The organism is Enterococcus sp. DIV0294 (genome assembly GCF_050558155.1).
Lineage (GTDB): Bacteria > Bacillota > Bacilli > Lactobacillales > Enterococcaceae > Enterococcus > Enterococcus faecalis.
Window position 1 is genome coordinate 1,968,052 of the sequence record NZ_CP187889.1, and the last position, 25,786, is coordinate 1,993,837.

The following is a 25,786-nucleotide window of genomic DNA, read 5'->3' on the forward strand; positions in this document are numbered from 1 at the left end:
GGACTTATGGTATAATAAAATTATTAAAAATGCAAGAAAGGACTTACCTTCTATGACTATTTCTGAAGAAAAAAAATGTGTGACGATTTTTGTCATCTCAGATTCTGCTGGCGAGACCGCTTCAAAATTGGCGGCTGCTTCAATGGCCCAGTACCCCACTGTTGATTTTACTTTGATTAGACGAACATTCGTTAAAGACGAAGATAAACTGGTGCAAGCGTTAGAAGATGCCAAAAAAGCAGAGGCCATGGTACTGCATACTATCATTAATGATCATCTCGTGGCGATTGCTAATCAATTTTTCAATGAGCATCAATTGTTCCATTTTGACATTTTGACACCACCTGTTGCGGAAATCGAACGATTAACAGGTGTCGCACCCATGCGGGAACCAGGTGCCTTACATCATCTGAATGAAAATTATTTTAAACGAATTGAAGCAATGGAATTTGCTGTCAAATATGACGATGGCAAGGACCCACGAGGCTTTTTAGAAGCGGATGTGTTACTTCTTGGCGTTTCCCGAACTTCTAAAACACCGCTAAGTCTCTTTTTAGCCAACAAGAACTTAAAAGTTGCTAATTTGCCACTAATTCCTGAAGCACATTTACCGAAACAATTATTCGAAATGGACCCGAAAAAAATTGTTGGCTTAACCAATGATCCCAATGTTTTAAACGGGATTCGTAAAGAACGAATGCGCGCATATGGATTGCCTGAAAATACTTCTTATTCAGATATTGAAAAAATTCGGCGAGAACTGGCTTTTGCAAATGATCTTTATCAAAAATTAGGTTGTATCGTTATTGATGTCGCTTCTCTTTCAATTGAAGAAACTGCCTCAATGATTCTTAATGCTTTGAACTTAGAAGATCATAGCTATTATTCCACGGAAACAGCCGAGGATTAAAAAAAACGAGAAAAAATCACTAGTGATTTTTTCTCGTTTTTTTTTTAAAAGACTTGAACGCCTTCTTGATCAATATTGAAAATTTGGATGCTCGCTTTGGTAGATAATTTCTCCAAACTTTGAACAATTTCGTTGGTTCGTTCTTCTGGCGACAAGATTAGCACAGTTGGACCAGCACCGCTTAAGAAAGAGCCATAAGCACCTCTTTGCTGAGTTAAACGACGAATTTCTTTTAAGTGAGGAACCAATGAACGACGATACGTTTCATGCCATTTATCTTGTTCCATCATTTTGCCTGCTAAAGGTAAATCCCCGTTTAAAATTGCGGCAATCATAACATTGGCAATTGAGCTGGCCGCGACCGCTTCTTTATAAGTCAATTTTTCGGGCAAAACAGCGCGACTTTTTTCGGTAAATAACGGTTCCTCTGGAATAAATGCAATGACATCACACATTGGAAAATGATGTTTGACATGGTAGACTTGGTTTTCTACATGGCTAGCCACCACGAAATCTCCTAAAATAGCAGGGGCAACATTATCCGGATGTCCTTCCATCTCTGTGGCCAAACGAACTTTTTCTTTAGGGGACAAATTTAAATGTGCTAGTCGGTTAGCTAATTCAATGCCTGCTACAATCACACTTGAGCTACTGCCTAGTCCTCTTGCAAGGGGAATGTCAGAAACCATCCGAATAACTTTTGGTGTTAATTCTGGTGCAATTTTCAATGCCGTTTGAATTAATAAATTCTCTTCATTAGTAGGAATCTCTTCTCCCAAAGTATGTTGAATTTCCCAAAATTCACTTTCACCTAAAACGTTGATTGTTAAATAAGCGGATAATGCAATGCCACATGAATCAAAGCCAGGTCCTAAGTTGGCACTAGTGGCAGGTACTCTTATTTTCATAGTGTTGCGACTCCTTTTCGTAAGTGCAGACGCATTTCTTCCACGTCACTCATTTTTGAAATAGCTACTTCTGTCTCCATTGCTGTATCAGGATCTTTCAGTCCGTTACCAGTAAAGACTGCCACGACGGTTTCACCTGCTTTGATTTTACCGCTTTTAACATGTTGAATAACTCCAGCTAATGAAGCAGCCGAACCAGGTTCAATGAAAACCCCATCTTGAGCAGCAATTTTTCGGTAAGCCGTTAAAATTTCTTGATCTGTCACGGCATCAATGAAACCACCGGATTCATCCCGTGCCTGTTCTGCTAGTTGCCAACTAGCAGGATTTCCAATCCGGATCGCTGTTGCCACGGTTTCAGGTTGCTCAATCACTTGGCCTTTCACGATCGCTGCGGCACCTTCTGCTTCAAAACCATGCATTCTTGGTAAAGTTGTTCCTTGTTTTTCATGCCATTCCTTAAAGCCTTTCCAGTAAGCGGAAATATTGCCAGCATTTCCAACTGGAATCGCTAAGACATCGGGCGCTTGACCTAATTGTTCACAAACTTCAAAAGCTGCTGTCTTTTGCCCTTCTAAGCGATAAGGATTCACTGAATTAACTAGCGCAACTGCCTCAGTTTTCGCAATCTCTCGCACCGCTTTTAATGCTTCATCAAAGTTACCTGGAATCGAAATAATGTCCGCCCCATACATAATAGCTTGCGCCAATTTTCCCAGTGCGATTTTCCCTTCTGGAATCACTACATACGCTTTAATGCCTGCTCTTGTGGCATACGCAGCAGCGGCGGCACTAGTATTTCCTGTAGAAGCACAAACAATCGCTTTGGCACCTTCTTCTACCGCTTTTGCTACAGCCATCACCATCCCGCGATCTTTGAATGAGCCGGTGGGATTTAAGCCTTCGTATTTTCCATATAATTGAATACCTAATTCTTTGGATAAATTAGGTAAAGGAATCAGTGGCGTATTTCCTTCGGCTAAAGAAATCATTGGTGTTTTTTCTGTTACGGGCAAATACGCTTGATACTGTTTTAACAAACCTTCATACATGTTTACTCATCTCCTATAACCTTCATTACATTTAATAACTGAAAGGCTTCCGTATTTTGAATAGCTGTCACAACTTGTTGCATTTGTGCTTTTGATATCTGGTGTGTAATGGCAACAATTCTTGCTCGCTGTCCATCTGATTTCTGTTGAACTAATTGATCAAAGCTGACTTCTGCTTTAGTCATTAATTGCGTCAACTGCAAAAATTGTCCTGGCGTATCTGGAACATCTAATGAAAAATAGTACTGTCCAAATACATTTTCGGAACTCGTCAATTGGGTTTTATGTTGATACGAATTGAACATATGGCCAGTCGTTGCCAAGCGAATGTTTTTAGCAATCGTAATTAAATCACTGACCACACTGGTTGCTGTCGGTTTAGCGCCAGCTCCTGGACCGTAATACATTGATTCGCCCACACCTGCACTTTTTATAAATACTGCATTGTACTCATTCCGAACAGATGCAATAGGGTGCTTTTGATTGACTAGCATAGGCGCTACTTCCACCGAGATACTATGCTCATTTTGTTCAGCAGAGCCAATCAATTTGATTTCATACCCCAGTTGTTTAGCCATAGCGACATCATCTAAAGACAATCCGCGAATTCCACGAATATCAACTTGTGGTAATGAAACATTCATCCCAAAAGCAAATTGACTTAAAATAACCATTTTATAGGCTGCGTCAATTCCATCGACATCATTTGTCGGATCCGCTTCAGCAAATCCCAACGCTTGCGCTTCTGCTAAAGCTTCTTCATAACTTTTATCAGCAGAAACCATTTGCGTAAGCATATAATTCGTCGTACCGTTCACAATCCCTAAAACTTGTTGAATATTGTCTGCCGCTAAGCTATTAGCAATTGTTCTTAAAATTGGAATCCCGCCAGCAACACTTGCTTCGTAATATAAATCACAATGATGTTTTTGGGCTAACGCTACTAATTCACTCCCATGTTGCGCCAGTAAATCTTTATTGGCAGTCACAATATGTTTGCCCTTTTCTAAAGCTTTCATGATATAGGTTTTGGCTGGTTCAATGGTTCCCATTAATTCCACAACGATTTGAATCTCTTTATCTTCTAAAATATCATCAATTGAAGTTGTTAAAGAAAGACCGTATTCTTCCGCTTGCGCTTGTTTCGTTTCAAGATTTCGGACAAATGCTTTTTCAATGACTACATTCATTCCTGTCACTTGTGAAATTTTCTCTTGATGTTCTTTCAAAAGAGTTAAAACGCCAGTGCCTACAGTCCCTAATCCTAGTAACCCGATCTTTAAGGTATCCTTCATTTTTACCTCCATCAACAGCGCTATTCTAGTTACGCTATTTTTTCCCTACTTTTTATCGATGTTCAATATGCTCAAAGGTCTGATTTAAAATATCTATTACATGATGATCATCCAATGTATAAAAAATCGTTTTTCCTTCGCGACGTGCCTTGACAACCCGGCTATCTCTTAATAATTTTAGTTGATGAGAAACGGCGGACTGTTCCATTCCCAATTGTTCACTAATCGCCGTTACGTTATGTTCGCCTTCTTTTAAAAGTAGCAAAATTCTTAAACGTGTTGGATCACTTAATACTTTATATAATTGACTTACTTGTTTGATTTCTTCCATTTGTTTCATTATAGTCGCCTCACTTTGCACTCATTATAACACAGAGTTTTTTAAAATAAGAACTGCGATTGTTCTTTCCTACGAAAAATATGGCACAAAGAAAGTTGGAAAAATGACAAACTTGTCGATTTTCCAACTTTCTTCATCTATTCGTGGTTGGCTTGCTGAACTGCATCCATCACGGCATAACGGAAGCCATTTTTTTCTAGAGCTACGACACCGCGAATCGTACTTCCTCCTGGAGAAGTCACTTCATCTTTCAATGCTCCTGGGTGTTTTTTCGTGTCTAAGGCTAAGGTCGCCGTTCCTTTTATCATTTGAGCGACAATTTCATAAGATAAGTCCCTTGGTAACCCTTCTAAGACTGCTGCATCTCCCAATGCTTCCATAAAGATATCAACAAAAGCTGGACTGCAACCAGCCACAGTACCAAAAGTTTCCAGTTGCGCTTCACGAATTTCTTTGACTAACCCTAAAGTAGCAAGAAGTTCCATTACCAGGTCCTTCGTTCGGCCTTCAATTGTTGGTGCCAAGGCTACGCCAATCACGCCTTGATTCACGCTAACTGGTGTATTAGGAATGGCATGAACAACTTTGGCTTCTTTATTGCCAAGAGCCATTTGTGCTTCTTGTATGGTATGACCTGTTGCAACAGAAATCAATAGACTTTCGTTGGAAAAATGAGGGGCTAATTCCTGAAGGACAGGTAACACGACCTTTGCTCCTGTCGCAATAAAAATAACCTTACATTCTTGGAAAAGTGCATAATCTGTGACAAGTTGAAAGCCCCACTCTTTTTGAAGTGCTTCTGCTGTTCCACTTGAGCCACCTTTCACATATAAATGTTCCTTCTTGACTGCCTCAGCTTTCAGTAACCCTTTAATCATGGCACCGCCCATACTGCCAGCACCGATAAAGCCAATTTTCATAGCATTCCCTCCTTAGTTAAATAAAGTGTTTGTGTCAAAAGTCAATTAGCTTTTGACACAAACACTAACATTCGTACTTTTTTCCGTACAGCCTGTTTCGTTTATTTTATTTTGTTAATTCATTAACGACTGCTTCAAACGCAGCAATTTTTTCAGAAGCTTCTGAACTACTTGTTGCTTTTGTCGCTAGATAGAATTTAATTTTTGGTTCTGTTCCTGATGGTCGGATAGCAATCCAACTGCCATCTTCTAAATGATATTTCAACACATCAGAAGGAGGCGTTTGTAATTGTTCTGTTTGACCATCTGCAAAAGTGCGTGTTAATTCTTTAAAATCTTCCGTTTGAGCAACTTGAATCCCGGCAAACTCAGTTGGGGCTTGTTCACGACATTTTGCCATTAAAGCTTTGATTTTACCGCTGCCTTCAATTCCACTCATTGTTACGGAAATAGTTTTTTCTTCAAAGTAACCAAATTCTTCAAAGATATCTTGTAAGCCATCATATAATGTTTTTCCTTGTTTTTTATAGAAAGCCGCTACTTCTGCTAATAAAACTAACGCTTGAATTGCATCTTTATCACGAACAAAAGGTTTCACTAAGTAACCATAACTTTCTTCAAAACCAAACATAAACGTTTGACTGTGGTCTTCTTCGTATTGTTGAATTTTTTCAGCAATAAATTTGAAACCTGTTAAAACATTAAACATCTTCGTATTATATTTCTCAGCAATCGCTGTAGCAAGTTCACTAGAAACGATTGATTTTAGAACCGCAGCATTTTGAGGCAACGTGTCTGCTTGTTGATGGGCTTCTAAAATATAATGAATCATAATTGAACCTAATTGATTTCCTGTTAATACTTGGTAGTCTCCGTTTGGCATCCGCACAGCGGCACCTAAACGATCAGCATCTGGATCTGTTGCAATCAATAAATCAGCGCCTTCTTTTTCCCCTAAACGAATCGCGTATTCGAAAGCTGAATGTTCTTCAGGGTTTGGTGACTTAACTGTAGTAAAGTCAGGATCAGCAACGGCTTGCTCAGGTACTAAAACAAATTTTTCAAAACCGGCTTGTTTTAATGCCTTTTCTCCTAACATTTTCCCAGTTCCATGTAAGGGAGTGTAAACTAATTTTAATTCTTTACCCATTTCGTTAATTAATTCTTGATTAATCGTAACTGTTTTAATTTCTTTCAAATACGCGTTATCGACTTCTTCACCAACAATGTTAATTAAACCGCTGTGGGCAACTTCTTCATCTGATAAGACATCAATTTTCAAAGGATTTTCGATACTACGAACATATTTAGTTAATGCATCTGCATCAGCTGGCGGCATTTGACCACCGTCTTCACCATAGACTTTGTAGCCATTATAAGCAGCTGGATTGTGAGAAGCCGTAATCATGATTCCCGCAAAAGCTTTAAAGTAACGGACCGCAAAAGATAATTCTGGTGTTGGTCGTAAGCTTTCAAACACAAAAGAAGGAATATCATGTTTAGCTAATGTTTTAGCTGCTTCCATTGCAAATTCTGGAGACATGTGACGTGAATCATAGGCAATAGCTACACCGCGACGTTTTGTTTCAGGATCTTGCGTATCCATAAAACGTGCAAGCCCTTCTGTCGCTTGACGAACCGTAAAGATATTCATCCGATTAATACCGGCGCCTAAAATCCCGCGCATCCCGGCAGTCCCAAATTCTAATGGTGCGTAAAATGCATCTTCACATTTTTCAGGGTCTGTATTTAAGTCCTTTAATTCATTTTTTAAATTTTCTGGAATATTTTCTTCATTTAACCATTGTTGGTAAACTTGTTCCCAAGACATGGAAAACACCTCATTTGTTTTTTTGTTTTTACTTTTTAAGTATAGCATTGGATATTCGTTTAGAAAAGGGAAGTTGTAGCGTTTTCTCTCAGCAAATGATTTTTATAAGAAAAATCTTACTTACTGTTCTATTTTTGTTTGTCTATTTTCAGAAAGCTGTCGTGTAATCCGTACCATTCTCTCACAAAAAAGAGGCATTTCTTCTGGTGAAATTCGGGAACAGTTCAAGCGAATACTTCCACGTTTTTCACTAAAAGCGACACTTGGTGCTACCAAAACACCTTCTCGTAAAAACACTTGCCAATCTTCTGGCTTAAGTGCCCCTTGACGCCAATGTGCCCATAAATAAAAGCCGCCTTTTACTGGCGAAACTTCCCATTCTGACAACGATTTAAATACTTGATATACAGCTGTTGCTCGTTGTTCCACTTGTTTATTTAATAACGTAATTTTTTCAGAGAAAGAAGGATCTTCAATCGCCATTTTAGCGAGCATCTGTGGAAAAATACTCAACGAAACATCCATCATTTTTCTGGCTTCTGCAATTTGTTTCGTCACGGAGGCGGGCGCACTTAACCAACCAATTTTCGTGGTCGAACCTAAAATTTTTGACAACGAACCGATATACAAGACATTATCTGGATCTAATTTTTTTAAAGGAGGAATTTCTGTTTTCGGGATAAAACTTAACTGCCCAAAAACATCATCTTCTAAAATAGGAACTTGATACGTTTGACAGACTTTCACAAGCTGTTCTCTTTTTCTCAAAGGCATCACTGTCCCAGTCGGATTTTGAAAGGAAGGATTAACCATAACCATTTTGATGCGATGTTGTCGAATTGTTTGTTCTAGCGCTTCAAGATCAATCCCTTCCTCTGTCATGGGCACACCAAATAAGCGCACACCAGCAGCTTGGAAAATTGGTAAGGCATAGAAGAAAGATGGATCTTCTACGGCAATACTATCTCCTTGTCTCAATAAAACTTGTAAAACTAAAAAAAGTGCTTGTTGCGCACCTGAAGTAAGCAATAAACTTTCACTTGGTAAATGAAGCTGATATTCCGTTGCTGTAATGGCTTGGATTTCTTTTCTTAACGGCAAATAACCTAATTCATCTTGTGCTTCCTCTTTTAAAAATTGTTTCCAATTTAATGCTGGAAAATCGAAACTGGGAATTAAGTCTAACGGCAACTCGCCTGTATACATATCTAAGTCAGTCGGCAAATTTTGTTTAGCACGTAACTCAATCTCTGTCACCAAGGGATGAACTTGTTTGAACACATTTTGTTCTAAATAACGATGCCAATCCGTTCGTGGTGTCATCATTACCCCCCATTTCCCTTCGTTGACAATCGTTCCACTCCCTCTTTTTCGCACAATCCAGCCTAAGTCCACCAGTTCATCTAATGCATGAACAACGGTTGAACGATTGACAGACAAGTATTCTGCCAGTTTACGTTCCGAAGGAATTTTTTCGCCTGGTAATAATTCGCCTGTTTGAATCTTTTGAACAATCATTTCCATAATACTGCGATAAATGGGAACATTTTGTTCTTTTTTAAGTTGCCACATAGCAATCACCTCAACAATTGGATGAGTTAAAAGTAATCCAGTTTAATGCTTTTGTCAATCGAAAATACAAGAAAAGTGGGACAGCCGTTTTGACGAATGTCCCACTTTTCTGTTTTACTATTAACAGGTTTGTCTCAATGTTTGTGTAAAAATGCTTGGATGGTGTTATAAAAGATTCCTGCGAACATAAAGATTAACCAACTAAACCGCCAATCCCCTAAAACAAAACTAATAAATAGATAGAGTGCAACAACTAAGGGCCAATAAACGGATGCAATAATTGCACCGACAGGATTTCCCACAGGTCCTTCCTCTGTTTTTGTTTGTTGAGGGGCAAAATCAGGATGACCAACATGTTCTGAATAAAAATAAGTTTCATTCAACAATTTATTAAAACTTCCTTTAATTACTCCACCAAATATAAACAAGAAGACGCCAATCGATACTAAAAAGAAGAGCCAACTAATTCCCATCGTTCCATTATAATATTGTCCGCCCATCATTTGATGCATGGAACGGCGCATCATCAGATGAAGGCCACTACTAAAGACAACAACTGGGATTAAACCCAAAATACAAAAAACCACGCCCGCTGCCATACAAAAAATAAATGATCGTTGAAAACTTTGTTCTCTTTGTGCAACTTCTTTTTTTAACTTAATCGGAATCAATCGTTGCCCCAGTTGTTTGTCCATTGCAACAAACCGATTACCAGCAACAATAAATAATGGAACGCCGATTGCCACACCTATGAAAAGACCAACTAAACCAAGACCATTAGAAAGAACACCACGCATACCAACCAGCAAGCCAACACCCACCATGATTGCAACAACACCAAGACCAATTTGAATCGCACCTTTACGTTGGACAGCTAAATAGTCAAGTCCTTCCTCCACTGAAATTTCTGGCAAACCGTTCATTGAATCGTTTGTTTCATCCACTTGTTTATTTTCTAAATTCAATTCTTCCATTAATTCATCAATAGTACCAAATTCAGAAATAATTGTACCAATTGCTTCATTTTCCGATTTTCCTTGGCTGAGCAAATCTTCATAACGATCCTCAGCATTTGCTAATAAGTCCGCCTTTAATTGTTTTGTTTCAGGTGTTTCAACAACTCCTGAAAATAAGCTATCAATAAATTCTTCTATAATTTTCATTTTCCCATCTCCTTTACAAATGCTTCGACGACGTCTTTTGTTACTTCCCATTCTAGTAACTTTCCCTCTAAATAACACTCTCCTGCATGGGTTATTTGATAATAGGTCCGCTTTTTGCCATGCGTTACTTCTCCTGGAAATGATTCAATGTAGCCATTTTTCTCTAAACGTGTAAAAGCAGAATAAAGTGTCGTTTCTTTAATCGAATATTGTTCTTTAGAAATTTCACGAATGCGTTTAGAAATCGCATAACCATATGAAGCGCCGGATTGTAAGATTGAGAGAATAAAGGTATCGTTGTATCCTCGAATTGCATCACTACCAATCACATAAATTCCTCCCTCAAGTACTTCAACTATCGTACTACGTCTGTCGTTGTAATTATCTTAACACGATTACTACGATAGGTAAAGTAAAAAAAAGCACGTAATGCAGAAATCATTTTAATTTCTGCACTACGTGCTGTCTTCTTTTCAGTCTATAGTTGACTGTTAAATGGTATCACCATTAAAAATAGAATTTTTTACAATCACATAATCAACTTTACGAATCGCTTCTAAATCGCGACCTCCCGCGTATGAAATGGAAGATTGTAAATCTTGTTGCATTTCGACTAAAGTATCTGCCAACTTCCCTTTATGGCGTAACCAGATTTTTTTGCTTTCAACGTTTTTCTTTTCGCCTTTTTGGAATTCAGAGGCGCTACCAAAGTATTCTTTGTAAACAACGCCATCTTCCACTTTTGTTTCACCTGGTGATTCTTCATGTCCAGCAAATAATGAACCAATCATGACCATAGTTGCCCCAAAACGCACAGATTTTGCAATGTCTCCATGGGTCCGAATTCCACCATCTGCAATAATTGGTTTCCGAGCAGCTTTGGCACACCAACGTAAAGCCGCTAACTGCCAGCCACCTGTCCCAAAGCCAGTCTTAATTTTAGTAATACATACTTTTCCAGGTCCAATCCCCACTTTGGTGGCATCGGCTCCAGCGTTTTCTAATTCGCGAACGGCTTCTGGCGTTCCAACATTGCCCGCAATAACGAACGTTTCTGGTAAAAATTTTTTCAAGTGTTGAATCATATTAATCACCGCATTTGAATGACCATGGGCGATATCAATTGTCACGTAGTCAGGAACTAAACCTTCTCGGGCTAACGTTTCAACAAAAGCGTATTCCCCTTCTTTCACGCCCACACTAATTGACGTGATCAAGCCCTTTTGTTGCATTTTTTTAATAAATGGCACTCGCGCCTCTTCATCAAACCGATGCATGATATAAAAATAACCATTTTCAGCAAGGGTTTCCGCAATCGTTTCATCAATAATTGTTTGCATGTTCGCTGGAACGACAGGCATTTTAAACGAATGTTTTCCTAAAGTTACTGTAGTATCACATTCAGAACGACTATTCACGATACATTTATTGGGAATTAATTGGACATCTTCATAATCAAAAACTTTCATACTTACTGCCTCCTAGTTATTTACAAAAATAACGTAAAAACCGAACATTCGTCCGTTTAACGTTCGTGTTTAAAAACACCATTGTTAATTTACACTATTTATCGCCACTTGTCAAAGGCGTTTTAACGAAAATTAATCTTTTTACCCTTCTTGAACGTTTGGTAAAATGGCCTGCAATAAAATAGCAACAATTGAGGCAGTTGCCACGGGTGAACTAAATAAATATTGTAAAAATTGTGGTAGAGTTTCCAAAAACTCTTTTGGTAACAATGTCAACGCTAATGTCATAATAATCGGAACGGCAATTACATACATCTCTTTTTCATGAATTGTTACATCACTCATGACTTTCATTCCACTTACAGAAATGATGCCGCAAACAACCACAAAAACACCGCCGATAACTGGTGCCGGAATGGCCGAAATCAAGGTGGAAAGTTTTCCAGATAAGCCAAATAAGACAAACCACGCACCTGCAGCCACAAAAACCTTGCGACTAGCAACTCCAGTGATTGAAATAATCCCAGCATTTGTAGAGTAACTAGTCACTGGCGTGCCGCCAATGAATGAAGAAACTAAGCAACCTAAGCCTTCACCAATTACGCCGCGATTAATTTTTTCTTCGGTCAAAGGTTCAGCAACAACATGACTCACAGCAAACCAAGTGCCTGTTGTTTCCGCCATTAAAACCAGATAAATAACTAACATCGTGGCAATGGCTGACCAATCAAATTGGAAAGAAAAGTTAACTAATGGTAACTGAGGCAAACTAAACCAAGCCGCTTCACTAACGGCCGATAAATCAAGTACCCCTAACAATTGTGCCGCGATGCTCCCAAATAATAATGCCAAAATGACAGAAGAAACGCGGAAAATCCGCCCTTTTTTCAAAGCAGAACCTAAGAGTGCAAAGAAAATCAACGTACCCGCTGCTATAAATGCTAATAAAATATTTTGTCCTAATTCCCCTTTTGCGTGGTAAATATTATCCGATAAAGCGACTGGCATTAACGAAAGCCCCACCACAAAAATAATTGTTCCTCCCACAATTGGTGGAACAAATTTAGTGATTAAACGATTAAAGATACCAGTAAATCCTAATATAATAACAACAATTGCCCCCACTAAACTAGCACCTAAAACTGCGCCCCAGCCATTTCCTTGTTGGTTGTTGGCAAAATAAATTCCTGCAATTGCCCCGATTGGAATAAATGAAGGGCCTTGCGCAACTGGTAATCTCATACAAAAATGAGATTGAATAATCGTGGCAAGTCCTGCTGCTATGAATGTTGCTTGTATTAAAGAAGACGTTTGTGCTGTGCTAATCCCAATAATTGAAGCAATGATTACAGGTACGACGTACACGTCCATTGCTAAGACATGCTGAATCCCTAACATAGTGGCCTGCCCAAAAGATACTGAATCTTCTGGCCCCACTGTTAAATGAAGATTATTTTGTTTCTTTTCACTCATTTTTTATACTCCTTTAGTTGCTGACATTAAATTTTTATCATGTACTTTTTCACCTTGTACCCAGACTTCTCGAATATTTTCTGGTCGTGCTAAATATAAGATTTTTTGGAAAATATCAAGCAATGATTCCCCTGGATTTTTAGGGATTCGTGCTTGTGACAAGCTTGTATTAATAATTTGAATATCCCAAGCATACCCTTTTTCTAATTTTCCAATTGGCAAACTTAGCGCTTGACCACCACCAGCAGTAGCTAAATAAAACGCTTCATTTACGGTAATCCGTGCTGTTTTAACACCTCGTACTTCTGGTTTTTTTGTAGCATCGACGCCATCTTCTAACATTCTAGAAGAAATAACCGCTTGCTTTAAATTGTCAAAAAGACTTGGTGAAAAACCACCTGAAAGATCACTACCTAAACCAACTTCTACTTGATGTTGATGTACTAATTTTGCAATCGGTGTTACTGCATTGCCAAAATAAGCATTAGAGATTGGGCAGTGCGCCACAGCCGTCCCTGTTTCATGGAATAAATTCATATCTGCTTCTTCTAAAAAGCCTGCATGTGCCATCACTGCTTTTTCTGTTAATAAACCAAAATCATTCAATGCTTGGGCATCATTTTTTCCAAAACGTTCTTGAACAAATTGATGTTCCCAATCACTCTCACTACAATGACTTTGAACATGGACTTGATATTTCGCTGCTAATTCTCCTAATCCTTTAAGTGCTTCCTCTGTACAACTAGGAATGAAACGCGGAGTTACAACGGGATATACGCCTTGTTTTGTTTGCTGCGCTAATGTTTGAATTTCTTGAATAAACCGTTCCGTTTCTTCTAATGCTTGTTGCGTTGTTTGATCACGATAGTATTCAGGATTCTCATTAAGATCATCCATTACAACTTTACCAATTAAGCCACGCTGCCCTTTTTCCGCACAAATTTCTGCCAAACGACGGCTAGCTTCATAATGAATGGTTGCAAAATAAAGGGCTGTTGTTGTCCCATTAGCTAACAATTGGGTTACCAGTTCATCATAGACTTGTTGGGCAAATGTTAAATCTGCAAATTTGGACTCCAAAGGAAACGTGTACGTATTCAGCCATTCATACAATGGAATATCCAAGGCGGTCCCAGATTGTGCCCACTGAGGTGCATGGACATGTAAATCAACAAAGCCGGGTAAAAGATAAGAATCTTGGGGCAATTCTTGAAAACGTTGTGCCTCTTTTTGTTCTGCTAGCACAGTTTCATACGCTTCAGCATCTGGTTCAATTATTTCCTGAATTACTCCGGCCTCATCTATACAAAAAAGTGTCTCTTCATAAACTTTAATCTCTTGCAAATTTTTACTAGAAAAACCTGTTCCTTTTATTACAAAATGAAACATTTAATACTCCTCCTTACTATCACATGAAGATTATACATAAACTTTCGCTTAATAACTATAAAAATGTGATTTTTTTTAAAAAAATCCGTGTTAAAACAAGCAAAAACCGAACATTCTAAAAATGATTTATTTTTTCTTTGGATAAACAAGAAAACTTTCTATTCTTAAGATTCTTCGGTATACTTGAAGAGAATCGTTAGAACTTTAGGAGGTCCTGAGATGATACAGATTGAACAAATTAGAACAGGTGTTATTCAAGAAAACTGTTATCTTGTTTATAATGAAGAAGCATTATTAATTATTGATCCAGGTGCAGAAGGAGCAAAACTAATTCAAGAAATTACCCGTTTAGGGAAGAAACCAGCCGCTATTTTATTAACACATACTCACTATGATCATATTGGTGCGGTAGAAGAATTGCGCCATCATTATCAAATCCCTGTTTATGTTAGTCCATTAGAACAAGCGTGGCTTTCCAATCCTATTTTGAATCTTTCAGGATTAGGCAGACATGATGATATAGCAAATATTATTGTTCAACCCGCCGAACATGAATTTAAACTAACCGATTATGAAATTGGCGGCATGAAATTTTCCGTAGTCCCAACACCTGGTCATTCAATTGGTAGCGTCAGCTTTGTCTTTGATGATTTTGTTGTTGTTGGGGATGCATTGTTTAAAGGTAGTATTGGTCGTACCGATTTACACACTGGTGATATGCAACAATTATTACACAGCATTACGACCTATCTATTCACTTTACCAGAAGAATTTCCTGTTTATCCAGGCCATGGTGATGCCACGACCATTCAACATGAAAAAGCCACAAACCCATTTTTTAATTAGAGATTTATTCACTATTTAAAGAAACTTAGGAGGAGTAGCAATGACTGAAGCAACGACACTTTATATTATTCGTCACGGAAAAACGATGTTTAATACGATTGGCCGAACCCAAGGCTGGTCAGATACCCCCTTAACCAAACAAGGAGAAGAAGGCATTTATCATTTAGGCTTAGGTCTTAGGGACATAGACTTTAAGGAAGCCTATAGTAGTGATAGTGGTCGTGCCATGCAAACCGCTCAGATTATTTTACAAGAACATCAAAACCACCAAAAGATTCCTTACCTAACCGATAAACGGATTCGTGAGTGGTGTTTTGGTTCTTTAGATGGTGGCTATGATGGTGAACTTTGGGGTGTGGTGCCACGCATTTTAGCTTTTAAAAGTTATGAGGACATGATGACCACGAAGATTACCTATCGTGACCTAGCAAATGCTATTATTGAAGCCGATACCGCTGACTGGGCGGAGCCTTATGAAGTTATCCGTGATCGTGTTTGGTCTGGTTTCGAAGATATCGCTCATCATCGAGAAAAAAATGGTGGCGGCAAAGTCATGGTGGTTTCCCATGGACTAACAATTTCCTTTTTACTTTCCTTAATTGATGCAAGTTTGCCTATGCAGATGGCGCTGGAGAATGGTAGCGTGACGACCTTAACTTACGAAAAAGGAACATTTACCATTCAAGGAATTAATGATATTTCTTATATTGAAAAGGGAAAAAAGATCGCTGAAAAGCGCCGTTTGTTGTAAAAAAAGAGAAGGTTATCTGTCAAAATGACAGATAACCTTCTCTTTTTATTTATTCTTTTAAACGTTCTACATTTTTTCTTGAGATTTGAATTTTTTCTAAGGTTTCCTTATAGTTTTTTGCTGCATAAGCAAAAAATAAAACATCGACTACATACAATTGTGCCACCAAGGAAACAGTAGCCGCACTTCTCAATGGCACGTCTTCCCCACTAGAGGTTTGAAGGACGATATCACTTTTTTCACCAATCACTGATTTTTCATCTTGTGTGATACTAATAATAGGAATCCCTTGCTGCTTCGCTAAATCAGCTAAAGTACTTGCTTCTTTATTCGTTCCAGAATTAGAAATAACAATAAAAACACTAGGCTTTTCTGTTGAGCCTAACATAGAAGCAAATAAATGATGGTCCAATGTTGTAAATACCGTTCGGCCTAAGCGCGTAAACTTTTGATAAATATCTTGAGCAACCAACGAAGAGGCACCTAATCCATAGACAAAAATTACTTCTGTTTTTTCCAACAAATCAACGGCTTCATTCACTGCGACATCCTCTAATGTCTGACCGCTTCGCTCAACCACATGAACAAAGCGCGCCTGTAACTTTTGTTTAATATCAGCTGTTGATTCCCCTTTAGTAACTTCAGTATACATTTGCTGCTTCATTTGGCCAAGATTTGCAGATAATAAAAGTTTCAACTCTGTAAAGCCATTCACATCCATAGAATGACAAAAGCGAATAATTGCCGCTGGACTTGATCCTGCTTGTTTCGCTAGCTCTTGCGCATTCATTGAAATAACTGTTTCTGTATTTTTTAAAATATATTCTGCGATTTTTCGTTCTGATTTTGGTAATTGTTGTAGACGATCTTGGATAGATAAAACAATATTTTGTTGCATAAACATCCCTCCTGATACACCATTTCCTACGCAATTAAATTTTAACAAAGAAAAAGGGAGAAGCCAAGTTCTCCTTTTTCTATTTATTATTTAGTTGTTTGCATATCTTTAGGAATTCCAAAGAATAACGTTGCTACAAAACCACCTGCGTAAGCGGCCAATAACCCTAATACATAAGCAAGCCACTGGTTGTTGGCAATTAATGGAATTAAAGCCACCCCACTTGGTCCAATAGCAATCGCACCAACATTACCGAAGGCCCCAATCACCGCACCACCAATACCACCGCCGATACAAGCAGTAATGAATGGACGTCCTAATGGTAAAGTAACTCCGTAGATTAATGGTTCACCAATACCTAAAATTCCAACTGGCAAGGCACCTTTAATCATTTCAACTAATTTTTTATCTGATTTACAACGAATCCATAATGCTAAAGCTGCACCGACTTGTCCCGCACCAGCCATGGCCAGAATTGGTAATAACAAAGTCATCCCTGTTTGATTAATCATTTCAATGTGGATTGGCGTCAAAATTTGATGTAAACCAAACATTACCATTGGCAAGAAGGTTAAACCAAGAGTAAAGCCAGCAACCATGCCACCTTTTTCTAAGACAACATTGATAATACCAACTAAGCCATTAGAAATAGCTCCGGCTACAGGCATGATTAAGAAAATAGTTGCTAAGCCAATCACTAAAAGTGAAATGGTTGGCGTTACGATAATATCAATTGATTCTGGGACAATTTTATGCAATTGTTTTTCTAACAATGATAATAACCATACGGCAAAAATAACACCGATAATTCCGCCTTGTCCTGCAGATAATGTTCCCCCAGTGAAAATATTACTGATTGGTGCATCTGGATTCATTCCTGTCAACATTGTGACTGCCCCAATAACACCACCCAACGCTGGCGTTGCACCAAAAACGCTGGCACTGTTAATCCCAGTGTAAAGAGCTAAATAAGCAAAAATCCCATTTTTAATAATATTTAAGACATCAATATATTGTTGCCATGAAGCTGAAATATCACCAGCAACAACTAAGTTAGACATAACAGCTGCAATCCCGCCAATAATACCAGCCCCAACAAAGGCAGGAATCATCGGAACAAAGATACTAGAAATGGCTTTTAACACTTTTTTAAATGGTGAAGTGTTATTTTGTTTCGCTTTTTGTTGTGCTTTCATTTGAGCGGCTTTTTCTTCTACTAAATCTTTTCCAGATTTGCCTGCTGAAGCATCAGTTGCGGCGTCATGATTAAATGGTTCTCCCAATTTGACACCTGCTTGATCTACCATTTCTTGTGCAACCTTGTTAACAGTCCCTGGACCAACAACTACTTGCAACGTATCATCTTCTACGACGCCCATAACGCCATCAATTTTTTTCAATCCTTCAATATCCACTTTGTCATAATCGCGGATATCCATACGAACACGAGTCATACAATGAATGACTTTGTCCACGTTTTCTTGACCACCAACTTCTTTATAAATCCCATCAGCAATGCGTTTAATTCTTTCTTCTGCCATGTTAAAACACCCTCCTAATTCCTTAATTTAATGTATTCTTGATAAATTGATTCCCGTCAATTAATTTTTGTGTTGCTTCTTCTTTAGTACTATCAGTTAAAATCATTACAATTGCTAACTTCACATTTTCTTCTGCTTCTACAAATTTTAGTTCGGAAATTTCATAACTACAACCCGTTGCTTCCATAATAATCCGTTTGGAACGCTCCACTAATTTTTCATTGGTTGGTTTTACATCAACCATTAAGTTATTGTAGACTTTCCCAATACCAATCATGGAAATAGTTGATAACATATTTAAAATTAATTTTTGAGCTGTCCCAGATTTCAAGCGAGTCGAACCTGTTAAAAATTCAGGTCCTGCATCTACTTCAATAGGCATTTGTGCATACTTACTAATTTCAGCATCTTTATTACATGCCACAGTTGCGGTAGCTGCTCCCACCGTTGTAGCATATTCTAAACCGCCAATTACATAAGGCGTCCGACCACTGGCTGCAATCCCAACAACAATGTCATTTGCTGATAATTTTAGATCAACTAAATCTTGACGACCTAGTTCTTTTGAATCTTCAGCACCTTCTACTGCGACAGTCATTGCTTTTTGACCACCAGCGATGAGGCCTTGAACCATCTCTGGCTCGACGCCAAAAGTTGGTACGCATTCGGCTGCATCTAAGACACCTAACCGACCACTCGTACCAGCGCCCATGTAGATCAAGCGGCCGCCTTGATTGAAGCTTTTGATGATGGCTTCTACCACTGGTTCAATGGCTGCTAATTCTTGACCCACTGCCATTGCAACTTTTTGGTCTTCTTGATTCATTTTTTGTAAAGCTTCTTTGACACTCATCTCATCTAAGCCCATTGTATTTTCATTTCTACGTTCAGTTGTTAAGTTTTCTAAATTCATTTTCTATCGTTCCTTCCGTGACTAGCGTAAATTGATTGCCTGCCTTGATTAACGGCAATATCGTTTGATCTTTTTCAATAATTCGTGTAATCGTATTGACTTTTTCATCTTTCGGCAAGTCCACAAGTGTGACTTGAATTTCTCCCATATAGCGACCATATTTTTCATTATCAATCGTTACGGTTCCCACTGGACGGGCTTCAGTCTGCTCTGACTCAATCGTTGCAATTTCATCTTTTCTGAACATTTCACTCGTTCTTGATAATTCACTTCGCAAAACATCTCTTGCAGCATCTAAACGATTGGTATGACTCCCAAGTATTCGCTTCAAATAGCGGCTCTTGCTAGGTGCTACTTCTAACAGAAATTGATTGGTTTGGTGATAATAACCAAATTGAGCCATGGTTCGCTCACTAATTGTAGGATCACCAATATAAACAGCATCGACATAAGGATCAGCCATCAAACCAACGGCAGCGGCGAAAGGATTTTGCCCCCGATGTTTTTCTAATGTTGGTAAACCAGCAAAAATTGGGCCTCTTGTTTGCCCATCTCCTGGCACAAAAGTAAAAACTTGTAAGCCTAATTCTTTAAGCCAGCGGTTCTTTTCATTAAAAAATGTTGTTCCAATGCCGGTTTCAGGTCTTGGATAATAATTATGCCAAGCTTCTAAGCGAGAAAAGTCCGCTTGGTGAGCCTTTAACTCAGCCACTTCTTCCAGTGTAATGGTACTAGCATTCAATCCTATATCAATCTTATGTGAAGCATGAGCCATTTGTTCTATCGTAATGCCGTAGTCCATCCGGAGGCCAGTTACGCCCAACTCGATTAAAGGCTCTAATTCATCGAAAGAAAAACCCGCTCTTTTTAACGCTTCACCTGAAATATCTACCATAATTTTCATTTTTTCTGCCTTAGCAATTGCCCCTAAATCAGTCAAGCGTTGGCGATAAAGAGAAGTATCATCTTCTGGAATGTGTAAAGAAGTGAAAATACCATCAAATCCAAGCGCTTTCATCTTTTTGATATAAATAATTGTATCGTTTGTAATCTCTTCACCAAGAAAAACTGAAATACCATACATCTTTTTAGCTCCTCTCTAATACGCTTTCATTATAACTTGTTTGAAATAAAATTTCAACTATTTTTCTAAATATTTTTTAATTCCAAAATAAAATTTTATTTATGTTCAAAAAAAACAGATATTCCTTTATAGAAATATCTGTCTAATTCATTAATTGGCTGTGGCAGAGCCAACTGGTGTACCAGCTGTAACCACGCCAGTTTTCTCTAACGAAAATTGTGTTACTTTATCCATGTTGGTAATAATGACAACCATTTCAGTTCCTTTACCAGCTGCTTTAATTGCTTCTAAATCAGCAATTGCGACCACCGTATCTGCAGTCACTTGGTCGCCTTCTTTCACTTTAATAGTGAACGGTGCCCCGTTTAACTCTACCGTATCGATACCCATGTGTAATAAAATTTCAAGACCGTTTGTCATTTTTAAACCAATGGCATGTTTTGTTTGGAAAACGCTTAAAACTTCTCCTTCAATAGGTGCATAAATTTCACCATTTTCTGGAACTACTGCATAGCCATCTCCCATCATTTTTTGTGAAAAAACAGGATCATTCACTTCACTAATTGGGATAACGGTTCCATTGGCAACGGCATACATTGTATTATTTTCGACAACTTCATTCTTTTTCTTCAAAAATCCAAACATTTCTCTTCCCCCATTTTTTAAAGTATCACTAGTATAGAAAAAAGTTTCATGAATTACAAGTGGCACCTTTGTATAATTCTAAAATTTATTTTAAAATAAGAATTTGCATTGGCATTTACTTTGTCAGCGGGTATACTTATACTTGATGTATTTTGCATTTATTTCAGAAAGGAATGGTGACATGCTTTTTGCTAACCTATGGAAAGCAATTATTCTTGGTATTATCGAAGGAATTACCGAGTGGCTTCCAATTAGTAGTACCGGACATTTAATTTTAGTGGATGAGTTTATTAAACTCGATCTAAGTAAAGATTTTATGGAAATGTTCAACGTCGTTATCCAATTGGGAGCGATTATGGCGGTTGTTATTTTATACTTCCACAAATTGAATCCTTTCTCACCAAAGAAAAATGGCGAAGAGAAAAAAGATACTTGGATTCTTTGGTCTAAAGTCTTAGTCGCTTGTTTACCAGCGGCAGTTATTGGTCTAAAATTTGATGATTATTTAGATGCACATTTTTATAACTTTTTAACAGTATCGATTATGTTAATTGTTTATGGGATTGCTTTTATTATCATTGAAAAACGAAATAAAAATGTTGCACCGAAGTGTACTAATCTAAAAGACTTCACTTATAAAGCCGCTTTAATCGTTGGTGCTTTCCAAGTACTGGCATTAATTCCAGGAACTTCACGTTCAGGAGCGACCATTTTAGGGGCAATCTTAATTGGGGCCTCACGTTTCGTTGCAACAGAGTTTTCATTTTTCTTAGGAATTCCAGTAATGTTTGGAGCAAGTTTTTTAAAAATCTTTAAATTCTTGGCCAAAGGAAATACGTTTGGATCAGAAGAAATCATTATTTTATTAACTGGCTCTATTGTTGCCTTCGTTGTTTCCATCATTGCGATTAAATTCTTATTGAATTACTTGAAGAAAAACGATTTTACAGTTTTCGGTTGGTATCGTGTAATTTTAGGTGCGATTTTAATTGGCTACTGGTTATTCTCATAAAAATAAAACCGTTGCTTTCACTGTTGAAAGCAACGGTTTTATTTTTTTAAATCGCCAAACGTTATTCGCTCAATCCCCTGTTCTTCAAACCACTGACGAACACGAGGATCACAAATTGTTGCTAATTCTTTGCAGCGTAAAGTGGTATATGAAGAATTATCTAACACAAATTGATCCAAATACCCAACATCAAAATGCATCTCAGCAATTGCCGATTCCGGCATCCATAATAAACCAAAGTCATCTTCTAAAAAATTCTCCACTGATACGCCTTCGTGAATATAAGATAACGCGCCAGACTCTAACAAATGTGTTACCTGGAAATAACCTTGTTGCGGTGGATATTCTTTTTCCCCACTATATTTCAGGGTTGTATGAAGTCCGTACTCTTCTGCTAATTCTAAAAATACTTGATCAACCACTTCATCCCCAATCTAGTGGCAATCAAAATGTTCAGGATAATGTCCAGTTAGTTCCTTAAAGCGCGTCAATTGCGCAATCGTTTCAAGTCGTACTTCTTCATATACGAAGGTTACTTGCTTTTGTTGACGATAATAAGAAGAGCGATGAAAATTGCCTTGTTCATCTACCAGTGAAGGAATCATACATGGGTCCGCACAAGGTTTCCCTAATAAAAAATTCGTATGCTGACCTACAAATAAGCCTGGATAATTTTTTGCTAACGCAACGGCGTGTTCTGCTGTTGGTAAATTGGGCATCAAAAGTGTCGACGTTGTTAAACCATCGACATAACTTTTGATAATGCCATGATTAATCGCTTCTGACATCCCAAAATCATCAGCATCAACAATTACTTTAACCAACAGCTCCCCCTCTTTTCTTTACGTATTTTTGATGACAATTCCGACAATAATATTAACAGCTGATTCACAATCATTAATCGTGCGCTCAAGCTGATCATAAACATCTTTCCACTTGATAACTTTTAATAAATCTTTTTCGTTAGTCATCAAATCTTTCATGGCGCTACTGTATAATTTATCGCCTTGAGATTCAATCGTATTCACTTCATCAATCAATGAAACTAACGTTTTGGAATTCTTAAATTTTGCAAATTCCTTCGTTGCTGATTTAACGCCTTCTGTCGCTTTAACAATATAAGCAGTTAATTCTAGCGCGGGCGCAATCATTTCTTCGACAACTAAATGATCAAGTAAATAAGACAAACTATTAATGCTATCGATAATGTTATCTAAGTGATCCGTAATATCGACAATATCTTCTCGATCAATCGGCGTAATAAAGGAAATATAGAGTTCATTTAAAATTTTGCGAACAATTTCATCATTCTCTTTTTCCAATTGATGAATCGCTTCTGATTTTTTTACTAAGTTTTCTAATGAATAATTGTCTACAATTTCTTGCAAAACCTTTGCCGCTTCATAAGCATTTGTTGCTAACTGGTTTAATTCTCCAAAATAATCAAATTGTTTTTTACGTGCCATGTTTTTCTCTCCTTAAAAAATTGCAATAAATAATTTTGACATCACATAAGCGATCAGCCCACATCCTGGGAAAGTTAAAATCCATGCTATCAGCATTTCTTTCACGATACGCCAGTCAACACTTGAGATTCGCTTAGAAGCACCTACTCCCATAATCGCTGTCGTTTTTGTATGAGTAGTTGAAACTGGAATCCCAAAAGCCGATGCTAAAAATAAACAAATAGCCGTGCTTAAATCTGCAGTGAAGCCTTGATAGCGTTCGAGTTTTACCATATCCATCCCGACTGATTTAATGATTCTCATGCCGCCCACAGAAGTTCCAATGCCCATTGTAATGGAACACAGAACCATAACCCATAACGGAATCACAAAACCGCCACCTGTTTTTTCGACTAAATTATTATAAAAAAGCACTAACATGAACACGCCCATAAATTTTTGCCCATCTTGCGCACCATGTAAAAAAGCATTAGCTCCTGCACCAAAGGCTTGTCCAACTGTAAAAAATTTGTTGGCTTTTCTTCTAGGCACAGCCGAGAAAGCTTTCACAACAAGTTTGGCAATCAAATATCCGCCGCCAAAGCCCATAACGGTAGAAACAACTAGACCAACAAGCACTTTGATCCATTCCGAGCCATTGACTGCACCCAAACCACCTAATGCCATTGCCGAACCAGTCAAGCCGGCAATTAACGCATGGCTTTCACTTGTGGGAATACCAAAATACCACGCAGCAACTGCCCAAACCACAATTGAAAAAAGCGAAGCAGCCAAAGCCACCTGTGAAGCGTTTCCATTTGCGTCAAAACTAACAATGTTGCTAATCGTTTCAGCTACTTGGGCATTAAAAAAGGTCATGACTAATGCACCTAAAAAGTTCATCACAACAGCCATCCAAATTGCGACATTCGGTTTTAACACCCGAGTCGAGACAGCGGTTGCAATTGCGTTCGGCGCATCCGTCCAACCGTTAACAAAAATTACACCCATTACCAAAGTAATCGTTACCAATAATGCAATACTCACAAAGACACCACCATTTTTCATTTATCTATTTTATCATAGCATGTTTTAAAAAAATGTATGCTTTTTTCTTAAGGCTCTGGCAAATTTTCTTATTTTTTTCTTGAAATTGTCTGTTAAGGAAAAAAACTTGTCGTCTTTTATTGCAATGGAACAATGGATTAGGTATAATGATTACTGTTGAATTACATTGGCTGACCAGTGTAAAACCTAAATCATCGGAGGTGAAACAAATGCCAAATATCGAATCTGCAATCAAACGCGTACGTACAAGTGCTAACGCGAATGCGAAAAATTCATCTCAAACAAACGCAATGCGTACAGCAATCAAGAAATTTGAAGAAGCTGTAGCTGCTGGAGCTGATAACGTCGATGCTTTATACAACGAAGCTGTTAAAGCTGTTGATATGGCTGCAACTAAAGGTTTAATCCATAAAAACAAAGCTAACCGCGATAAAATTCGTTTAAGCAAATTAGCTAAATAATGTGAGATAGAAGTTAGCATTCATGTTAGCTTCTTTTTTCATCAAAAAATGTCCAAGTCTGTTTTCACAAAGACTCGGACATTTTTTTATAAAGGTGAATCAATCCACGGTAAATCTGTTGTGAGATGTTGACTAAATAATTTAGTCTCTTCTCGCAAAGCTAAACGTTGTTGTCGTCTCGTTTCATAATTGGAACAAATCAACTTTTCTTCTGCAGTTTCTGGGACGACTGCCGCTAATTGGAAGTCACTTTCAGGATTCATATGAGACGGAATGGCTACAAAAGTTGTAAAACAAGTCGCCGCTAAATAACGCTCTCCAGTTGTTAAATCTTCTCCTACAACTTTAACAAATACTTCCATCGATTTATGATGCACGCCAGAAACAAACGTTTCAACACACACTGAGTGATTTTCTTTTAAAGGTTTTAAAAAATTCAAGTTATCTAAAGATGCTGTAACTGCCCCTCTCCGACAATGTCGTGAAACGGAAATGGATGCGGCGTCATCAATTAAAGACATTAATTTCCCACCAAATAGTGCACCAAAGGGATTTAAATCAAAGGGAAATACACGATGTGTTTGAATCACTCGTGATTCTCGACAAAATTTTTCTTTCGTCATTAACGATTCCTCTACTTTCATTTATAAACTTTTCCACGCTTTACTTTAGCTTACTTTACCATTTGATGCAATCCTTACTTTTTAGGAAACATTTAAAAAATAACAAATTTGCAAGTCCCATTTATTCATTTTTAGGAAAGTTGCTGTATAATAATAACGGTTAAAGAACTTTTAAGG

Annotated in this window: 25 protein-coding genes and 1 pseudogene; 5 read left to right on the forward strand and 21 right to left on the reverse strand. The window is 37.9% G+C overall.

The window, feature by feature from the left end; genetic code table 11:
* Positions 1–52: 52 nt before the first annotated feature.
* Positions 53–910: a pyruvate, water dikinase regulatory protein gene (locus IGJ20_RS09585; RefSeq protein ID WP_002389973.1), complete on the forward strand. Its 858-nt coding sequence runs from the start codon at positions 53–55 to the stop codon at positions 908–910.
* A 44-nt stretch (positions 911–954) separates the two neighbouring features.
* Here the strand turns inward: IGJ20_RS09585 and thrB are convergent, their stop codons facing one another.
* From thrB to guaD, 12 genes are all read right to left on the reverse strand, one after another.
* Complete coding sequence (gene thrB, locus IGJ20_RS09590; RefSeq protein ID WP_002364438.1) at positions 955–1,818, reverse strand: homoserine kinase; 864 nt, start codon at positions 1,816–1,818, stop codon at positions 955–957.
* Positions 1,815–2,870 carry a threonine synthase gene (thrC, locus tag IGJ20_RS09595; protein WP_002356733.1) on the reverse strand — a complete coding sequence of 352 codons (1,056 nt, stop codon included), beginning with the start codon at positions 2,868–2,870 and terminating at the stop codon, positions 1,815–1,817. The genes thrB and thrC overlap by 4 nt, the downstream gene beginning before the upstream one ends.
* Positions 2,871–2,872: 2 nt before the next feature.
* Entirely contained in the window at positions 2,873–4,165 is a 1,293-nt protein-coding gene (locus IGJ20_RS09600) for a homoserine dehydrogenase (protein WP_049096089.1), read from the reverse strand.
* A 52-nt stretch (positions 4,166–4,217) separates the two neighbouring features.
* Positions 4,218–4,526, reverse strand: a complete 309-nt coding sequence (locus IGJ20_RS09605) for an ArsR/SmtB family transcription factor (RefSeq protein ID WP_002356730.1) — start codon at positions 4,524–4,526, stop codon at positions 4,218–4,220.
* 116 nt (positions 4,527–4,642) lie between these two features.
* Positions 4,643–5,425: a pyrroline-5-carboxylate reductase gene (proC, locus tag IGJ20_RS09610; protein ID WP_010730034.1), complete on the reverse strand. Its 783-nt coding sequence runs from the start codon at positions 5,423–5,425 to the stop codon at positions 4,643–4,645.
* A gap of 106 nt (positions 5,426–5,531) precedes the next feature.
* On the reverse strand, positions 5,532–7,256 hold the full coding sequence (locus IGJ20_RS09615; RefSeq protein ID WP_010816158.1) for a phospho-sugar mutase: 1,725 nt from the start codon (positions 7,254–7,256) through the stop codon (positions 5,532–5,534).
* 120 nt (positions 7,257–7,376) lie between these two features.
* The gene (locus IGJ20_RS09620) at positions 7,377–8,828 is read right to left on the reverse strand and encodes a PLP-dependent aminotransferase family protein (RefSeq protein ID WP_142425644.1); all 1,452 of its coding nucleotides are present in this window, start codon (positions 8,826–8,828) and stop codon (positions 7,377–7,379) included.
* Positions 8,829–8,962: 134 nt separating this feature from the next.
* The gene (locus tag IGJ20_RS09625; RefSeq protein ID WP_010712673.1) at positions 8,963–9,991 is read right to left on the reverse strand and encodes a permease prefix domain 1-containing protein; all 1,029 of its coding nucleotides are present in this window, start codon (positions 9,989–9,991) and stop codon (positions 8,963–8,965) included.
* Positions 9,988–10,320, reverse strand: a complete 333-nt coding sequence (locus IGJ20_RS09630) for a PadR family transcriptional regulator (RefSeq protein ID WP_142425643.1) — start codon at positions 10,318–10,320, stop codon at positions 9,988–9,990. The genes IGJ20_RS09625 and IGJ20_RS09630 overlap by 4 nt, the downstream gene beginning before the upstream one ends.
* A 162-nt stretch (positions 10,321–10,482) precedes the next feature.
* Positions 10,483–11,460, reverse strand: a complete 978-nt coding sequence (guaC, locus tag IGJ20_RS09635; RefSeq protein WP_430605182.1) for a GMP reductase — start codon at positions 11,458–11,460, stop codon at positions 10,483–10,485.
* A gap of 141 nt (positions 11,461–11,601) precedes the next feature.
* On the reverse strand, positions 11,602–12,933 hold the full coding sequence (locus IGJ20_RS09640) for a nucleobase:cation symporter-2 family protein (RefSeq protein WP_002359736.1): 1,332 nt from the start codon (positions 12,931–12,933) through the stop codon (positions 11,602–11,604).
* A gap of 3 nt (positions 12,934–12,936) precedes the next feature.
* Complete coding sequence (guaD, locus tag IGJ20_RS09645; protein ID WP_142425641.1) at positions 12,937–14,322, reverse strand: guanine deaminase; 1,386 nt, start codon at positions 14,320–14,322, stop codon at positions 12,937–12,939.
* 219 nt (positions 14,323–14,541) lie between these two features.
* On the opposite strand from guaD, the gene IGJ20_RS09650 reads away from it, so the two are divergent.
* Entirely contained in the window at positions 14,542–15,168 is a 627-nt protein-coding gene (locus tag IGJ20_RS09650) for an MBL fold metallo-hydrolase (protein WP_002356716.1), read from the forward strand.
* A gap of 40 nt (positions 15,169–15,208) precedes the next feature.
* Positions 15,209–15,919 carry a histidine phosphatase family protein gene (locus IGJ20_RS09655; RefSeq protein WP_010712674.1) on the forward strand — a complete coding sequence of 237 codons (711 nt, stop codon included), beginning with the start codon at positions 15,209–15,211 and terminating at the stop codon, positions 15,917–15,919.
* A 49-nt stretch (positions 15,920–15,968) separates the two neighbouring features.
* Here the strand turns inward: IGJ20_RS09655 and IGJ20_RS09660 are convergent, their stop codons facing one another.
* The 5 genes from IGJ20_RS09660 to IGJ20_RS09680 all read right to left on the reverse strand — a co-directional run bounded on the left by IGJ20_RS09660 (position 15,969) and on the right by IGJ20_RS09680 (position 21,066).
* Positions 15,969–16,817, reverse strand: coding sequence for a MurR/RpiR family transcriptional regulator (locus IGJ20_RS09660; protein WP_002382748.1), 849 nt, complete (start codon positions 16,815–16,817; stop codon positions 15,969–15,971).
* A gap of 86 nt (positions 16,818–16,903) precedes the next feature.
* On the reverse strand, positions 16,904–18,358 hold the full coding sequence (locus IGJ20_RS09665) for a PTS transporter subunit EIIC (RefSeq protein ID WP_010730037.1): 1,455 nt from the start codon (positions 18,356–18,358) through the stop codon (positions 16,904–16,906).
* A 22-nt stretch (positions 18,359–18,380) separates the two neighbouring features.
* Positions 18,381–19,271, reverse strand: a complete 891-nt coding sequence (murQ, locus tag IGJ20_RS09670; RefSeq protein WP_002384221.1) for an N-acetylmuramic acid 6-phosphate etherase — start codon at positions 19,269–19,271, stop codon at positions 18,381–18,383.
* Positions 19,246–20,355, reverse strand: coding sequence for a DUF871 domain-containing protein (locus tag IGJ20_RS09675; RefSeq protein WP_002380596.1), 1,110 nt, complete (start codon positions 20,353–20,355; stop codon positions 19,246–19,248). The genes murQ and IGJ20_RS09675 overlap by 26 nt, the downstream gene beginning before the upstream one ends.
* 150 nt (positions 20,356–20,505) lie before the next feature.
* The gene (locus IGJ20_RS09680; RefSeq protein ID WP_002389987.1) at positions 20,506–21,066 is read right to left on the reverse strand and encodes a PTS sugar transporter subunit IIA; all 561 of its coding nucleotides are present in this window, start codon (positions 21,064–21,066) and stop codon (positions 20,506–20,508) included.
* A 115-nt stretch (positions 21,067–21,181) separates the two neighbouring features.
* On the opposite strand from IGJ20_RS09680, the gene IGJ20_RS09685 reads away from it, so the two are divergent.
* Entirely contained in the window at positions 21,182–22,012 is an 831-nt protein-coding gene (locus tag IGJ20_RS09685; protein WP_002356708.1) for an undecaprenyl-diphosphate phosphatase, read from the forward strand.
* Positions 22,013–22,050: 38 nt separating this feature from the next.
* On the opposite strand, the pseudogene IGJ20_RS09690 reads toward IGJ20_RS09685, so the two are convergent.
* The 3 genes and pseudogenes from IGJ20_RS09690 to IGJ20_RS09700 form a co-directional block, all read right to left on the reverse strand.
* Positions 22,051–22,836 (reverse strand): annotated as a pseudogene (locus IGJ20_RS09690) (ChbG/HpnK family deacetylase).
* A gap of 18 nt (positions 22,837–22,854) precedes the next feature.
* On the reverse strand, positions 22,855–23,478 hold the full coding sequence (locus IGJ20_RS09695; protein ID WP_002356705.1) for a DUF47 domain-containing protein: 624 nt from the start codon (positions 23,476–23,478) through the stop codon (positions 22,855–22,857).
* A 12-nt stretch (positions 23,479–23,490) separates the two neighbouring features.
* Positions 23,491–24,525, reverse strand: coding sequence for an inorganic phosphate transporter (locus IGJ20_RS09700; RefSeq protein ID WP_002356704.1), 1,035 nt, complete (start codon positions 24,523–24,525; stop codon positions 23,491–23,493).
* A gap of 209 nt (positions 24,526–24,734) precedes the next feature.
* Here IGJ20_RS09700 and rpsT point away from each other — a divergent pair, with 209 nt between their 5' ends.
* Positions 24,735–24,986, forward strand: coding sequence for a 30S ribosomal protein S20 (gene rpsT / locus IGJ20_RS09705; RefSeq protein ID WP_002356703.1), 252 nt, complete (start codon positions 24,735–24,737; stop codon positions 24,984–24,986).
* An 86-nt stretch (positions 24,987–25,072) separates the two neighbouring features.
* Here the strand turns inward: rpsT and IGJ20_RS09710 are convergent, their stop codons facing one another.
* On the reverse strand, positions 25,073–25,630 hold the full coding sequence (locus IGJ20_RS09710) for an acyl-CoA thioesterase (protein WP_002382741.1): 558 nt from the start codon (positions 25,628–25,630) through the stop codon (positions 25,073–25,075).
* Positions 25,631–25,786 lie beyond the last annotated feature (156 nt).